Source organism: Pseudoalteromonas sp. SG43-4 (assembly GCF_014164325.1).
Taxonomy (GTDB): Bacteria; Pseudomonadota; Gammaproteobacteria; order Enterobacterales; family Alteromonadaceae; genus Pseudoalteromonas; species Pseudoalteromonas distincta.
On record NZ_JACJFB010000017.1, the window covers coordinates 53,958 to 68,884 of the forward strand.

Here is a 14,927-nt window from a genome sequence, read left to right on the forward strand (position 1 = left end):
AGTTGTTACTGATTAATTACTAGAAGACTCACTAATCGTATGAACATATTACGGGGAGTTTAATGAAGCTTGTCTGAATTACATTTGTATAAAATAAAAAAGCCGCAAAAGCGGCTTTTTATATGTTTAGATTTTACTTAATTATTTCTTTTTAAATCGACGCACTATTGATAGTGGTGCTAAAAGAAGTGATAACCATAATAATGAACCTGCATCATTATCATCATCTGAGCGTAAGTTATTTACCTTAACGGCTACTTTTTCAATGTTTGATAAGTTACCAGCACTATCTTGAGCTTGTACTGTTAAAGTAATACGATTTTCGAATTCGTAATCAATCTCTCCAGCAACAATTAACTGCCCCTGATCGTTAATAGAAACGCTGTCATTATCAGATGTAATAAATTTAACAACAGGTGATTCATCGGCATTTGGATCACTAAAATCGAGCGTGCCGATAATTGTGCCAATTGCGCTGTTTTCATCGATTGCAAAAACTTGATCGGCTGCAATTACAGGTGTTTGCTCTTCAGGCGTTAAAGTAATTTCAGATTTAATGTCAATAATCACAGGGTCATGGTCTGATGCGCGGTATGCACTTTCAGAGTACAAGCTAGATTGTTGACCTTCGCTTTTAAACTCTACATTGTAATCAAGTGAAATAGGTTCATCTGCGTTGATATGCCAATCTGTTGCAGCGACAACTTTGCTAAGTAATGATTGTGTAGCTACTGCATGGTCTAAACTTCCTGCACGACCAGAAAAGCTATAAGAATAACCAAGTGTATCACCATCAATTTCAGCAACTACATTTTTGTAGCCTTTATCAGCAAATGCACGTATTGGATCTTCCATTGCGTAAGCATTCATATCGCCGACTAAAATAGTATCTTCGTCATCAACACCGGTTGGTTTGCTATCAAGCCAATCTGCGAATGCATTAGCACCTTGCGTGCGTATTTCATTCCAACAGCCTTGGCCATCACCTAAATCTGCATTATTTCCAGAAGCACTACCACAACTTTTAGATTTAAGATGTGACACAGCAACAGTAAATACTTCATCAGTTTCTATTGATTTAAAGCTTTGTGCAATTGGAGCACGGTTACTAAAATCAAATGGAGCCTCAGTTGTAATGGCTGCAGTGCCTACTTCTTCTACTTTGTTAGCACGATAGATAAGTGCGGTAGTAATTGCATCGGTACCAATTTGATCTACGTTAAAATCAACAAAAGCATAGTTGTTAGCACTATCTGCATCATTTAATGCATCTACTAAGCTAGCAATTGCACTAAATTCGCCAAAGCCATCATTCTCAATTTCCATTAAACCAACAACATCGGCCTCAATAGCGCTAATAGCACTTACAATTTTAGCTTCTTGACGAATAAATTCAGCTTCAGTATCTGCACCTCGAGATGTAGGGAACCCTCCGCCTTGGCCATCACCATTGAAGTAATTAAGTACGTTAAAGCTAGCTACACGTAAATCTGCTTCAGCATTAAGTTCAGGCGCATCTTCACGTGCATTTGTTGCAATAAACGAAGGCGCTAAAGTTGGGTGAATTCGGTAAAGACCGAAGCTATAAGCAAGTGCCCCTGTAACAGTATTAACAGTATCGCCAGTTCGTAATGTATTTTCTGCCGATAAGCCTGGAGTTGGATAAGCTGTAGGGTCTAAGTTTTGTACTGTAGAGCCATCATCTATTAAAATCTTTTTAAGTAGATTTTCAGTTTCAACTGCATTAGCAGCATCGCCAGGTAACGCAACCTGAGTACCTTGGTACAAGCGCTCTGTTGCTAATTCAACTTCACCATATCGACCAAGACCAAAGTTATTAGTCACTACTAATGGTTGCTCTAATGTGACTAACATACCTTCAAAAGCTTCTAAATCAGTTGTATTAGCTAAAGGTAAAGTGATTTTTGTAGCTGCTGCAGCTAAACCAGTGCCACACACCGCAACTTGGCTAACACTGCCAATTTGTGTTGCATCAAAATATTCTTCAACAGTACCTTGTACACGTACATGGTCGCCTACATTCACGTCAGTATCTGCAAAATATACAAATACACCTTCAGAGGTAAGTGGATTTGCATCTATATCAGCAGCCAGTGAGTTAACAAAAAAGCCTTTTAATTGTTCATCACCTTGAAAATCGGCGCTTACAACACCTTCAAGTTCTACTAATGTACCTACAAGTGGGCTAGCAGAGCCGTCACCTTGAATAGCATTTATTAGTGTTTTTTCTGCACCACAAACTAGTGGTTCAAGTGGTTCTGGCTCAGGGTCTGGCACAGGAGCGGTACCGCCGTTTCCTGTGTGTGAACCTAATCCATCAAAGGTGTCAATATCAAACTGTTCCCATTCTTCGCTAGGATCAAAAATGGCTGTCGAGTCAGTTCGGCCTGTGGTAATGCTATCTTTTCTTCGCAGCGTTTTGTTAACCGTAGTTACACCCCCTTCAGACCACTCTGAACCCGGATCAACACCAACTTGACCAAAACTATCAACAATTACACCGTCTTTAGTTAAAACAAGGGCATCATCACCGTTATAGTAGGTTACTGTGCTGGTTTCATCTGCAATATCAAGTATTGCAGCTGCTGCACTGGGGTTTGAAATAATGTAGGTGGTATTGGCGGCCAATGTTCCGGTTAAATCAATCGAGTTGCCAATCGAACTGCTACCATTTGAATAGAGTCCTAAAGTATAACCTTCAAGAGAAAGCTCCGTATCAGCATTATTATAAAGCTCGATTGCTTTATTATTACTGCTTCCCTCTATATATTCTGAAATGATTAGATCAGCGGATGCTGGTGCACTGAGACTTGCTATAACAAGTGCGAGTGGTGTTATTTTTGTTTTAAACATTTTTTTATTATTCCCGTGTATTAATCCCAAAATGGGACACCAGTTTAGAGAATAAATATGACGAAAATAATACAAAAATGTAAATGAATGTAAACAAAAGGCGGTTTAACCGCCTTTTAATAAAAAATTACTTTTTAGCTAGATATTTTGCGGCTTGCTTAGCAAAGTAGGTTAATATTCCATCGGCTCCTGCACGCTTAAATGCAAGTAAAGATTCCATTATTGTAGCCTCTTCACTTAACCAACCGTTATCAATTGCTGCTTTGTGCATTGCATACTCGCCACTTACCTGATATGCGAAAGTAGGTACACCAAATTCGTCTTTAACACGCCGTACAATATCTAAATAAGGCATACCGGGCTTTACCATAACCATATCAGCGCCTTCTTGTAAGTCTAATGCGACTTCACGTATTGCTTCATCAGAGTTTGCTGGATCCATTTGGTAAGTTTTTTTATCAGCACCTTTTAAGTTACCAGCAGAGCCTACAGCATCTCTAAATGGGCCATAGTAGCTAGATGCGTATTTAGCTGAGTAGGCCATAATTCGAGTATGAATAAACCCATCAGCTTCAAGTGCTTCGCGAATAGCGCCAATACGACCATCCATCATATCAGAAGGGGCAACAACATCAGCACCAGCTTCTGCATGGGAAAGTGCTTGTTTAACTAAAATTTCAGTAGTGACATCATTAATAACATAACCTGAATCATCAATAATACCGTCTTGGCCATGCGTAGTGAAAGGGTCAAGTGCTACATCAGTAATCACACCCAACTCAGGAAAAGCTTCTTTTAACGCTCTTACGGTGCGTTGTGCTAAGCCATCATCGTTATATGCTTCTTCGGCAAATAATGATTTTTTATCCGCAGGCGTTACTGGAAAAATAGCAACGGCAGGTACGCCAAGTTCAACGAGTTCTTTTGCTTCAACAAGCAGTAAATCAATTGATAGGCGCTCAATACCAGGCATTGATTCAATTACCTCGCGGCGATTTTTACCATCAAGTACAAATACAGGGTAAATTAAATCATTTACGCTAAGCTGGTTTTCAGCCATTAAGCGGCGAGAAAAGTCGCTGCGGCGCATTCTGCGCATGCGAGTATATGGGAAAAGGTCTAATCCTGATTGGGCCATGTTAATATGCTCCTACTGTGGTAATGGAAAAGTAATTACTTGATTACGGCCATGCTGCTTTGCGTAATAAAGTGCTTTGTCGGCGCACTCAGTAAAAATTTGAGGGTTGCTAACATCATCAGCAATACTGGTGTATACACCAGCGCTAATAGTAAATTGAATATCATTATTGGCAACCGTTACTGTACTTACTGAGATATCAGCTCGTATTTTTTCAGCTATGTCTTGTGCGCCTTCACTAGGGGTATTAGGTAATAGCACAACAAATTCTTCACCGCCATAACGGGCAACTTCATCGAGTGGTCGTTTTAAATGGTCTTTTATAAGGTCAGACACTGCTTTAATAACTTGATCGCCAATGATATGGCCGTACGTGTCGTTGATATTTTTAAATCGATCTATATCAAGCATAACAATGCTAAGCGGCGTTTGTTCTCGACGAGAGCGACGAAGCTCCATTACCAGTTTTTTATCAAAAAAGCGTCTGTTTTTTATTCCAGTCAATGCGTCTTCAGTATTTAGTAACTCAAGTGAGCGGTTTTTTTCTTCAAGCTCTCTAAGCGTCACTTGTAATTCAAAGGTGCGCTCGTCCACCTGAGATTCAAGTTCTTGGCGAGTTTTTTCTTGTAATTTTAAGCGCTCTTTAAGTAGTGTATCTTGTGCTGTGTTTTCAGCAATCAAGGTTTGTTGAGCAATCACTTCTTCATCGCGTTGTAAAATAAATAACTTCATTACGCTGTAGCATAAGCAAAAAGTGCAGCCAAAAAAGCATGCAAATACAAATGCGAGCGTACTTCTGTCAAAGGCGTATAGGCCCATTACTGCAACAGTAAAATAAAGCATTACCACCAAGAAAAAAACCAATACAAGTAATAGTGCTTTGTTTGGTTTAGAAGGCGTTAAACGCACGCACATAAACGTAGTTACAATATAAAAGCCTAAAACGATTGGAGTAGTGATTAAACAAAATAATGTAACTATGTTGTTTGGAAGTAGCCAAATAAATAATAACGAAATGGCTAAAGCGTTAACTACAACTTTTTGAATAGTTAGCAGAAGAGAGGGCCTGGGATGGCAAACTTGCTTCTGCAAAGGCAAAAACAATAAAGTGATAAGCATAAGTAATATAGGGGTCATAACTTGCTGTAATGCAGGCAAATTAGGATGAACGTACCTTAAGCCAAAACCACAAAGGTAGGCTAATACACTACCTAATGTGAGAGATATAACCCCAGCATAAACAAAATAACCTTTACGTGAAAAACCATATAAAACTATGCAACTCACACCCAAAGAAAATATAAAACCAATCAATAAGCCATAGAGTAAATTGATTTTTCCTTTGTGTGCCAAATAAGCTTCTGGTTGCCACAGTGTTAAAGGGACTCGCAAGCCTGAACTATTCGCCACTTTCATTATAATAAGCGTTTCGCTATTTGCAGGGCTGAGCAGTTTAACTAATAAAGATTCACTTTTAATTGTGCGCTTATATAAGGGGTAGGCATCACCAATTTGAGTATAAGAAAGTAATTGCGAGTTATGTAATTGATATACTTGAACGTCGTTTAGCAAAGGATTGTTTAGTGACAATATTTGCTCAGTATTATAACTAAGTGTATTTTTTATTTTAAATTTTATCCATACAGGACGCTGCTCTAGTCCTAAATTAAGGGGTTTTGCTGTGTTTTTTTGCCACTGTATATGGCTACTTTGTTGTGCACTTAATAGCGACGTTGGTTCAAAAGAGTAATACAGGTTATTAATGTTTTGAGAGTTAAAATCGTGTTTTATTATTACTGGGTTTGCGAAACAGCAAAAAGTGCAAAGGAATACTAATAGGCTTAAAAGTGCCTTTGCATAGGCCATTAACGATCTTCTAAACCAAAAACACGGTGAAAGTTTTCTGTAGTTTTACGGGCCACAACTTCTTCATCTATTTGATAAAGTTGTGCAACCGTTTGACAGATATAAGGAAGCAGGGCAGGTTCATTTTTACGTGATTTAGGTTTTGGTTTAACTGTTCGTGGAATTAAAAATGGTGCATCAGTTTCTATTAATAATCGATCTAGAGGAATGCTAGGCACTAGCTGTTGTAAATCTTTTCCACGCCTTTCATCACATACCCAACCCGTTATACCAATATATAGACCTAAATCTAAATATTGCTTTAGAGCTGCTGAGTTACCCGTAAAGCAGTGGAGTACACCGCGAATACTAAACTCTTTTAAAATACTTAGCATGTCGTCACTTGCATCACGTTCATGCAAGTAAACAGGTAAATCTAATTTCTCTGCAAGTGCTAATTGGCGCCTAAAAACACTACGCTGTACATCGCGAGGCGAAAAGTCGCGGTTATAATCAAGGCCACATTCACCAATAGCAATAATATGCTTATTATTTGCAAGTACAGTTAGTTGTGCTTCTAGCTCATTAGTGGCTGATTTTGCATCATGTGGGTGGATACCCGCCGTAGAATATTGAAGATGCTTTGTTGCAAGTTCAAGTGATTGCTGACTGCTTGCAATATCACAACCAATAATAAGCATATTTGTAACACCCGCTTCATTGGCACGGGTAATTACATCGTGATGCTGCTCATCAAATTGATGATTAGTTAAGTTAACTCCAGCATCAATTAACGTATATGACATTATTTAGTACGTTTAACGCGAATAGAGCGGTTTTCACCGTCAATTTTAAGTAAAAATGAGTTAAAAACACCACGGCTAATTACAATCGTATCGTTCTTTTTCAAGCGCATGCTGTCAGAGCCAATTTGACGCCATTGTTGACCGTTATCTAGCGAAATAATTAACTCGCCGTAAGCAGCTTCTTCAACTGAAGCAACCATCGCTTTAATTTCAGCGTCTTTTTCTGTCTGTGATTTTTTGTACTCTAACCCAAACTCATCAGCTGTCTTTTTCACTTCTGTTGGTGTTGTGGCTACTGCCTGAGGTACATTATTAGCTGTTGGTGGTGTGAGCGTTTTTGTTACTGATGGCTTAACCAGTGACTTACCCGCGATGGTATTATCGTAACAAAGTAAGCGGTTAAAATCGTTTTCAATAAAGCTACATGCTTGTAACGCTTGAGTATTAAACTCTGTTTGCGCAGCAAAAGTCGGTGCGCTTAATAAAACCAATAGTGAGAGTAGTTGTTTTTTCATTTTATTCCTCAGATTCTTTTTGTGGTTTAGCGGTATAAAACTTTGCTAAAATTAGACCTAGCTCAAACAGAAGAAGCATCGGAAATGCTAGCAATGTTTGTGATAATACATCAGGCGGTGTTAAAAACATCGCGACTACAAAAACACCCACGACGATATAAGGGCGCTTTTCTTTTAAGCTTTTTGTTGTTGTTGCGCCACTCCAGCATAGCAACATAATTGCCACAGGAATTTCGAAAGCGACACCAAATGCAAAAAACAGTTTTAATACAAACCCTAAATAGCTACTTATGTCGGGCGCAAGAGTCATCATCTCTGGACCAGTACTTGTAAAAAAGCCTAAAATAATTGGCAGAACTACAAAATAACAAAAGGCTATACCGCCATAAAATAATACTATACTTGAGGCGAGAATAGGCATGAGCATTTTCTTTTCATGCTGATATAAACCCGGCGCTATAAACCCCCAAATTTGATGCAATATCCACGGAATTGACGCAAATAAAGCGACAAATAAAGTTAGTTTGAAAGGTGCAAAAAAGGGGGCAGTAACGTCGGTTGCAATCATAGTTGCAGTACTTGGCAAATGCGAAACTAACGGCTGTGCAACAAAGGCATAAATGTCATTCGCAAAATATACTATGGCAATAAAAATAATGAAAATGCTCAATAGTGCTTTTATTAGCCGATCACGCAACTCAATTAAATGGGCTACAAATCCCGATTTTACTTCCTCAGCCATTATTTTTTATACCATGTAATAAGTTGACCACAAAGTGAGAGATAAATTTCACTTTTTTTCATCAAGTTGTTGGTTATTTGATGTATCCGGTTGTTTTTTCTTGTAGCTGTGAGTAACTGACTCAGCCGCTTTTTGTAACTCTGTTAATGAACTTTGTAACTCAGGGCTTAAATCTTTTAGTTCTTGTTGTTCTGCTTTTTTAAGGTTTTCGTGAAGTTCGTGAATACGCAGTTCCTCACTTACTTCGGCTTTTACTGAGTTGGCAAGTGATTTAGCGGTTTTAACCCATTTACTCACTGTTCTAATCGCAACAGGTAAACGCTCAGGGCCAAGCACTACTAAGCCAACAATAAAAATAACAACAAGTTCCCACATCCCCATACTAATTAAACCTTATTGTTATCTTTGTTTTTTTCAGTATCGGTTGAGTTGTCAGCAGTGTTTTTTTCTGATTGTTGAATTTGCTCGGATTTCTCTTTCTCGCTCATTTGATCATCCGACATTGCTTTTTTGAAGCCCTTTACAGCGCCCCCAATATCGCCACCCATCCCGCGTAGTTTTTTTGTGCCAAAAAGTAAAACTATGATCGCTAAAACAATTAATAATTGCCAAATACTAATACCACCAAAACCCATGGTTTTCTCCAATATATAAAACGGTTAAATGTTTATTTTAAATACTAATTATACGCTCACTAGCGCAAATAGCACCCAGTTTATGCGCTGCGCCATGCCGCTATAAAGCTAATAGCCGATAAGCTTATTGCAAGACTTGCAGCTATTAAATCGTGCTGTAAATAACAAAGTGTTGCCATAATCATTGTAGCACTACCAAATAAACTCAATATTAAAGGTTTATGAGATACCTTTTGTTCTTGAAGTTGAATGTGTGGTGCACGCTTTAAATTTTGATAAATTAGATCCGGTAACTCAGGCATTTTTTCAGCCCAAAATGGCAAGTTAGCATACATTTGCTTCAGTACTGATAGCGGTCCAACTTGTTGCTTTACCCAGTCTTCTAAAAAGGGCTTAGCTGTTTTCCATAAGTCGAGTTGTGGGTAAAGCTGACGCCCTAATCCTTCAACGTATAATAAAGTTTTTTGTAGTAGTACTAATTGCGGCTGTACCTGCATGTTAAAACGACGTGCAGTATTAAATAGATTTACGAGTACGTGCCCAAATGAAATTTCGGCCAAAGGTTTATTAAATATAGGCTCGCAAACTGTGCGAATCGCAAATTCAAATTCTTCAATGCTAGTATCTGGTGGTACCCAACCAGAATCAACGTGTAGTTGTGCAACTTGGCGATAATCACGATTAAAAAAGGCGATAAAGTTTTCAGCTAAATAGCGTTTATCTTCTTTGCTTAACGTACCAACAATACCGCAATCAATACCGATATACATTGGGTTTTCAGGGTGCTCTCGAGAGACGAAAATATTACCCGGATGCATGTCGGCATGAAAAAAGCTGTCTCTAAACACCTGCGTAAAAAACACTTCTACGCCACGCTCAGCAAGTAATTTCATATTAGTGTTTTGCGCCATAAGTGCATCGGTATCAGAGACGGGTATGCCGTAAATACGCTCCATCACCAGCACATTGCTACGACTGTAATCACTGTAAACTGCAGGGATGTATAATGAATCAGAGCCTTCAAAATTGCGTTTTAGTTGAATGCCGTTGGCACCTTCTCGCATTAAGTCGAGCTCGTCTAGGAGTGTTTTCTTATATTCTTTAACTACTTCTACAGGACGCAGGCGTTTTGATTCGTTATGTACTTTTGCAAGTACCTTTGCGAGCTTTTCCATTAGCGCTAAATCAGCATTAATTTGCTCATAAATATTGGGTCTAATAACCTTAATTACGACATCTTGCTCAATACTCTGCTCATCAATAAGTTTTGCTGTATGTACTTGCGCTATAGATGCAGAGGCCAGTGGAGTTTGTGAAAACTCACTAAATAATTCACTTATATCGTTAATTTCGAGCGCTTTTTCTATTATTTTTTGTGCAAGTTCGCCTTCAAATGGTTGAACTTGATCTTGCAAAAACGCAAGCTCTAAAGCGATATCATGAGGGAGTAAATCACGACGAGTAGAGAGCATTTGACCAAATTTGATCCAAACAGGACCCAGCTCTTGTAATGCTAAACGTAAACGTAGCCCCGCCGGTTTTTCTTTGTGCTGATTACGCAGCCAAAATAAACTACCACGGGCTATTTTACCAAACCAAGGCACTTTATGCTTTGGAATTAGCTCGTCTAGTCCATAGCTAAGTAACGTTTTGGAGATGTTATACAAACGTGCAGTCGACACAAAAAATCCTTAGCGGGTGTTTGAAGGTAAAAAAGAATTTAAGAGGGCGTTAATGCGTTGCTCAACGGCAGCGACTTGTCCTTTGAGTTCTCTATTTTTTTGTTTAAATTGCTCAAGTTCTAATGGATGAATAGTAATTGCGAGCTCATCTTGGCATAAACTTGTAAGCATGGTACTTATTTTAGTATTGGTTTTGCTGCTCTTTTGTTTTAGTTCTTTTAAGTGCAGGTATAACTGCTGAGCGGGTGCATCGCCAATGTATTTAGAAAGTTGTTCAGGCCAATCAATATCAATACCTGAAAATGCATTGCTATAAGTTTGCGCAATATTTAAATCGCCTTGTAAGTCGAGCTTATCTTGGCGAATTAATTGGGTAAGCATTGCAGGGTTTTTGAGCGCTAAAAGTGTTTCTATATCTGCGCTGATCATACAATCTGCGTTTTCGTTACTTTGGGCACTGTATAAGTGTAATTGATCAGCACTATAAACGAGTTGGATGCTTTGTTGCCAATCTCTTATTTCAACCACTAAGCGCTTATGTTTAACGGCGTTTAGCTTTTGAGATAATTGTGGGTCAAGGCTAAGCGCTTGATTTAGTACACGCTCAATAAGCGAAAGTACAAAATTAGGTAACATAAAAAACTCAGATGACATTGCACCATTATTGCTTTTTGTTATTTTTTCAAGCGCCATAACTGCTAGCCTTAATATTTAAAACCACGATGCAGTGCAACAATTCCGCCTGTGAGGTTTTGGTATGTTGTTTGTTCAAAGCCCGCATCTTCCATCATCGCTTTTAATGTGTCTTGATCTGGATGCATACGAATAGACTCAGCTAAATACTTGTACGATTCACTGTCGTTAGCAACTAGCTTACCCATTGTTGGCAATAAATTAAATGAGTAAAAATCGTAAGCTTTACTAAGTACGTCATGCTCTGGTTTTGAAAACTCTAAAACAAGTAATCTGCCACCTGGCTTTAAAATACGGTACATAGAGCGTAATGCTTTGTCTTTATCGGTAACGTTACGTAAGCCAAAGGCAATAGTGATCACATCAAAGCTATTATCTGGAAATGGCAGCATTTCAGCATTCATTTGTACGTAGTCAATATTGCCTACTAAGCCAAGATTGTGTAGTTTTTCACGACCAACCTTAAGCATAGATGAATTTATATCGCCCAAAACAACTTGACCGGTCTCGCCAACTAGTTGACTAAATTTTGCCGTTAAGTCGCCAGTGCCGCCGGCTAAATCGAGTACATGATGGCCTTTACGAACACCTGAGCTTGCAATAGTTTGACGTTTCCATAAACGATGCACACCAAAAGACATTAAATCATTCATTACATCGTATTTTGCAGCTACTGAGTGAAATACATCAGCAACCATAGAAGCTTTATCGCCCTCGGCTACTGTTTTATAACCAAAATGCGTGGTCTTTTGTTCGGTTTCGTTCATGACTAATCTCTATCGTGACAATAGAGGTTAGTGTACTTTATTGTACGCAGTAGGTGCAATTTGAATATGATTTATCAGGTAATTTATTGCCCTGCAGTGTAGCTACTTTGCCCTAATGACCGCGCTTTAAAAGCCGCATGAGACGCTTTTTTAGCTAACTGGTTAAAATCATCTTCTTGTAGATGTTGAGCAATTCCTAGAGATAAGCCAATACTAGGTAACTTAATCCCTGTTTTTGAACTAACAAAGCGAAGCTTTTCGACTCCATTTCGGACTTTTTCAGCTATAACATTGGCTGTTTCTGGGTCTATATCGGCGAGTAAAACAGTAAATTGATCTTTAGCTGTGCGGCCAGGCAAGCCACTTTGAAAAACATATTTTTGCACTTGTTTAGCTACTTTATTCAAAATAACTTCACCAATTATATCACCGTAATTTTCAGTAAAGTGATCAAGGTTATCTATTTGAATCGCAATGGCGCAAATAGACTTTTTTTGATTAGTCCATACTTGAGTTTGTTGCGTTAAATAATGGCGTTTATAAAGCCCTGTTTGGCTATCAATAATATGTTGTTTACGAAGTTGATTTAGCTGCTTTTTTGTTTTTTCGTGTAGTTGTTTGGCTTTACTTAGTTCTTGCTTAAATTGCTTGTGTTGATTTAGTAATTCGGCGGTTTGATTATGAAGTACTTCAAGCGCTTGACGGCTTTGTTCTATGTTGTTCTCATCTAGTGAATGTACGCATTCGCTCACCTGACCCGCAAAGCGAATTATCTGTTTTTCAGTAGCTTGAGAGTTTTGAGAAAGTGAACTTATAACACCATCAACATTTTGAATCATGTTGACTTGCTCTGTGTGACCGGTATTTAAAAATTCAGCATGGAGCTGTTCAATTAAAACACTGTCTATATTATCTTCAACCGCAATAGCGCGGTCTAGGGCTTTGTTCAGCTCAAGGTTAGTTTGGCTAGTATAGGTATAAACAACTTGATAATTGAGCGGCGTAGGAGAAAGTGCATAGCGCTCTAAAAACACACACACTTTAGTCATCTTCTCTTGTGCAATAGCCATGGAATCATGGAACATCATTTTAAATACCAACTAAGTACGCATAAGTGCAAATTTTAAAATATCTCATTCCATGAGGCGGTTATGCGTCCGAGCTTTTTATTATTTTTTTATACAGTAATCATTATCTGCGCTATTTAAAAGCAAAAACGATAGTTAGGGAACTTAAATTTTACTTTAGCAGCCCAATCGCTGTTTTTCTCATCAATTCGGCTGGTTTTTACTTCTGTTAACGTATGTAGCATTATTTTAATATGCTAGTTTGTCTCATTTACTTGCTATTTATTTACCCTACGATAGTTTTATGCAATCTATTGCATCATCAAGTTAAATAATAATGAATCTTTTTTTACCAAAAACGCTTCGCCAAACGCTTCTTGGCATAACTGCTTTATGTTCGTTAAGTGCATGTCAAATAACCACACCCAATGCGGATGAGCAGTTTACTCAAGTAGCACAATCTATTGTTCAATATAGAGAAAGTATAAATCCTTATAGCAGTTCAAAAGGGGTTGATGGCTATTTACTTGCCAATTTATCGCCAGAATTTTTAGCAAAGCAGTACAAAAGTAATACTCAATTATTAGCAGACTTAGATGCCGTAGATGCAACTAAGCTTAGTGACGAAAATCAAATTAACTTAAGTATTATTCGTGCTCAGGTGCAAAATAGCGTTGACGAATATGTGTTTAATGCGCATTACATGCCGCTTACATCTGAGTATGGTTTTCACTCCGGTCTGTCGTACATCGTTAACAGTTCTCAATATAAAAAAGAGCAAGATTTAGAGACATACCTTGCACGTTTAGCACAAATCCCCCGCTTTTTTGAGCAAAATATATATTGGATGAAAAAAGGGCTCGAAACAGGTCTCACCCAACCAAAAGCAGTGTTAGAAGGATACGAAGACTCCATAAGTACTTATATTGTTGATGATGTAACTCAATCAGAATTTTATAAACCGTTTTTAGCTAACACTGCCAGTTTAAGTGAGAGTGACTTTTATGCACTTCAACAGCGAGCTAAAGTTGTTTTAAAAAATAAAGTAATACCAGCATATAAAGGCTACTTAACGTTTTTTACTGAGCAATACCAACCGGGCGCCCGCACAAGTATTGGTATTTCAGAAACCCCTAATGGCAAAGCTTTTTATAAAAACCGTGCTAAGCATTACACCACTACCGACATGACACCAAAAGAGATCCACGAGCTAGGCTTAAAAGAAGTTGCTCGCATTCGAGGTGAAATGGAAGCTGTAATAAAAGAAGTTGGTTTTAAAGGCTCATTTGCTGAGTTTATTCACTTTTTACGTACCGACCCACAGTTTTACGCAACAACACCAGAGCAACTTTTGAAAGAAGCATCTTACATTGCTAAAAAAATGGATGCACAGCTGCCTAAGTTATTTCATACCTTGCCGCGCAAACCTTATGGCGTGGCACCGGTACCCGCAAGTATTGCCCCTAAATACACAACAGGTCGGTATTCTGGCTCTAATCGAAATGATGAAGCTGGATACTACTGGGTAAATACTTACGCTTTAGATAAGCGCCCTCTGTATGTTTTAGAAGCATTAACGTTGCACGAAGCAGTGCCAGGTCATCATTTACAAATATCACTTAATGCAGAGCTTGAAAATTTGCCGAGCTATCGTCGTGATGCTTACCTTTCGGCATTTGGCGAAGGTTGGGGGCTTTACTCTGAATATTTAGGTTTAGAGGCAGGCTTTTATCAAGACCCATATAGCCGTTTTGGTCGCTTAACTTATGAAATGTGGCGAGCAGCACGTTTGGTTGTTGATACAGGGATGCACATGTATGGCTGGAGCCGCGAGCGAGCTATGAACTTTATGAGCGAGAACACCGCGCTTTCGCTGCATAATGTTAAAACAGAAACTGATCGTTATATATCTTGGCCAGCTCAGGCACTGTCATACAAAATTGGTGAGTTAACTATTAAACGTTTACGTGTTGAAGCAGAGCAAGCGCTTGGACCAAATTTTGATATTCGCGAATTTCATCATCAGGTTCTTCGCCATGGTTCAGTGCCCTTGTCAGTATTAGAAACACAGGTACGTTTATATATAAAAAATGAGTTAACTAAGCTGCAAAATTAGCTTTGTAGGGCTTATAAACCTTGAACAAACAAAGGTGTTGTGTCATT

The 14,927-nt window shown here is 38.5% G+C and carries 13 protein-coding genes; 1 reads left to right on the forward strand and 12 read right to left on the reverse strand.

All coding sequences use genetic code 11. The features are described from left to right. Positions 1 to 141 precede the first annotated feature (141 nt). From H5160_RS15720 to H5160_RS15775, 12 genes are all read right to left on the reverse strand, one after another. Positions 142 to 2,874 carry an ExeM/NucH family extracellular endonuclease gene (locus tag H5160_RS15720; RefSeq protein ID WP_182737932.1) on the reverse strand — a complete coding sequence of 911 codons (2,733 nt, stop codon included), beginning with the start codon at positions 2,872 to 2,874 and terminating at the stop codon, positions 142 to 144. A 127-nt stretch (positions 2,875 to 3,001) separates the two neighbouring features. Further along, positions 3,002 to 4,012 carry a porphobilinogen synthase gene (hemB, locus tag H5160_RS15725; protein WP_024597079.1) on the reverse strand — a complete coding sequence of 337 codons (1,011 nt, stop codon included), beginning with the start codon at positions 4,010 to 4,012 and terminating at the stop codon, positions 3,002 to 3,004. A 12-nt stretch (positions 4,013 to 4,024) separates the two neighbouring features. Next, the gene (locus H5160_RS15730; protein ID WP_182737933.1) at positions 4,025 to 5,878 is read right to left on the reverse strand and encodes a diguanylate cyclase; all 1,854 of its coding nucleotides are present in this window, start codon (positions 5,876 to 5,878) and stop codon (positions 4,025 to 4,027) included. Further along, on the reverse strand, positions 5,878 to 6,663 hold the full coding sequence (locus H5160_RS15735; RefSeq protein ID WP_182737934.1) for a TatD family hydrolase: 786 nt from the start codon (positions 6,661 to 6,663) through the stop codon (positions 5,878 to 5,880). The genes H5160_RS15730 and H5160_RS15735 overlap by 1 nt, the downstream gene beginning before the upstream one ends. After that, a complete protein-coding gene (locus H5160_RS15740; RefSeq protein WP_138489908.1) occupies positions 6,663 to 7,178 on the reverse strand; it encodes a hypothetical protein in 516 nt (171 codons plus the stop codon). Before H5160_RS15740 ends, H5160_RS15735 begins: the two co-directional genes overlap by 1 nt. Position 7,179: 1 nt before the next feature. Continuing rightward, positions 7,180 to 7,920, reverse strand: a complete 741-nt coding sequence (tatC, locus tag H5160_RS15745) for a twin-arginine translocase subunit TatC (protein ID WP_024599712.1) — start codon at positions 7,918 to 7,920, stop codon at positions 7,180 to 7,182. A gap of 48 nt (positions 7,921 to 7,968) precedes the next feature. Further along, positions 7,969 to 8,301 (reverse strand): Sec-independent protein translocase protein TatB, encoded by a 333-nt coding sequence (gene tatB, locus H5160_RS15750; RefSeq protein WP_024599713.1) that lies wholly within the window; start codon positions 8,299 to 8,301, stop codon positions 7,969 to 7,971. A gap of 5 nt (positions 8,302 to 8,306) precedes the next feature. Next, entirely contained in the window at positions 8,307 to 8,555 is a 249-nt protein-coding gene (gene tatA, locus H5160_RS15755; protein WP_004334954.1) for a Sec-independent protein translocase subunit TatA, read from the reverse strand. A gap of 80 nt (positions 8,556 to 8,635) precedes the next feature. Continuing rightward, the gene (gene ubiB, locus H5160_RS15760; RefSeq protein WP_182737935.1) at positions 8,636 to 10,237 is read right to left on the reverse strand and encodes a ubiquinone biosynthesis regulatory protein kinase UbiB; all 1,602 of its coding nucleotides are present in this window, start codon (positions 10,235 to 10,237) and stop codon (positions 8,636 to 8,638) included. A 9-nt stretch (positions 10,238 to 10,246) separates the two neighbouring features. Further along, a complete protein-coding gene (locus tag H5160_RS15765; RefSeq protein ID WP_004334950.1) occupies positions 10,247 to 10,930 on the reverse strand; it encodes an SCP2 domain-containing protein in 684 nt (227 codons plus the stop codon). An 11-nt stretch (positions 10,931 to 10,941) separates the two neighbouring features. Next, complete coding sequence (gene ubiE, locus H5160_RS15770) at positions 10,942 to 11,697, reverse strand: bifunctional demethylmenaquinone methyltransferase/2-methoxy-6-polyprenyl-1,4-benzoquinol methylase UbiE (RefSeq protein ID WP_024597074.1); 756 nt, start codon at positions 11,695 to 11,697, stop codon at positions 10,942 to 10,944. An 83-nt stretch (positions 11,698 to 11,780) separates the two neighbouring features. Further along, positions 11,781 to 12,767 (reverse strand): GGDEF domain-containing protein, encoded by a 987-nt coding sequence (locus tag H5160_RS15775; protein WP_004334947.1) that lies wholly within the window; start codon positions 12,765 to 12,767, stop codon positions 11,781 to 11,783. A 334-nt stretch (positions 12,768 to 13,101) separates the two neighbouring features. Between H5160_RS15775 and H5160_RS15780 the strand changes: the two genes are divergently transcribed. Further along, positions 13,102 to 14,880: a DUF885 family protein gene (locus tag H5160_RS15780; protein ID WP_182712702.1), complete on the forward strand. Its 1,779-nt coding sequence runs from the start codon at positions 13,102 to 13,104 to the stop codon at positions 14,878 to 14,880. The last annotated feature ends 47 nt before the right edge of the window (positions 14,881 to 14,927 follow it).

What these genes read in the sequence shown, in the direction of transcription:
- H5160_RS15730 (WP_182737933.1), bottom strand. Translation starts at nt 5,878, where the DNA reads ATGGCCTATGCAAAGGCACTTTTAAGCCTATTAGTATTCCTTTGCACT.
- H5160_RS15765 (WP_004334950.1), bottom strand. Translation starts at nt 10,930, where the DNA reads ATGGCGCTTGAAAAAATAACAAAAAGCAATAATGGTGCAATGTCATCT.
- hemB (WP_024597079.1), bottom strand. Translation starts at nt 4,012, where the DNA reads ATGGCCCAATCAGGATTAGACCTTTTCCCATATACTCGCATGCGCAGA.
- tatB (WP_024599713.1), bottom strand. Translation starts at nt 8,301, where the DNA reads ATGGGGATGTGGGAACTTGTTGTTATTTTTATTGTTGGCTTAGTAGTG.
- H5160_RS15775 (WP_004334947.1), bottom strand. Translation starts at nt 12,767, where the DNA reads ATGGCTATTGCACAAGAGAAGATGACTAAAGTGTGTGTGTTTTTAGAG.
- H5160_RS15735 (WP_182737934.1), bottom strand. Translation starts at nt 6,663, where the DNA reads ATGTCATATACGTTAATTGATGCTGGAGTTAACTTAACTAATCATCAA.
- tatA (WP_004334954.1), bottom strand. Translation starts at nt 8,555, where the DNA reads ATGGGTTTTGGTGGTATTAGTATTTGGCAATTATTAATTGTTTTAGCG.
- ubiE (WP_024597074.1), bottom strand. Translation starts at nt 11,697, where the DNA reads ATGAACGAAACCGAACAAAAGACCACGCATTTTGGTTATAAAACAGTA.
- H5160_RS15740 (WP_138489908.1), bottom strand. Translation starts at nt 7,178, where the DNA reads ATGAAAAAACAACTACTCTCACTATTGGTTTTATTAAGCGCACCGACT.
- H5160_RS15780 (WP_182712702.1), top strand. Translation starts at nt 13,102, where the DNA reads ATGAATCTTTTTTTACCAAAAACGCTTCGCCAAACGCTTCTTGGCATA.
- H5160_RS15720 (WP_182737932.1), bottom strand. Translation starts at nt 2,874, where the DNA reads ATGTTTAAAACAAAAATAACACCACTCGCACTTGTTATAGCAAGTCTC.
- tatC (WP_024599712.1), bottom strand. Translation starts at nt 7,920, where the DNA reads ATGGCTGAGGAAGTAAAATCGGGATTTGTAGCCCATTTAATTGAGTTG.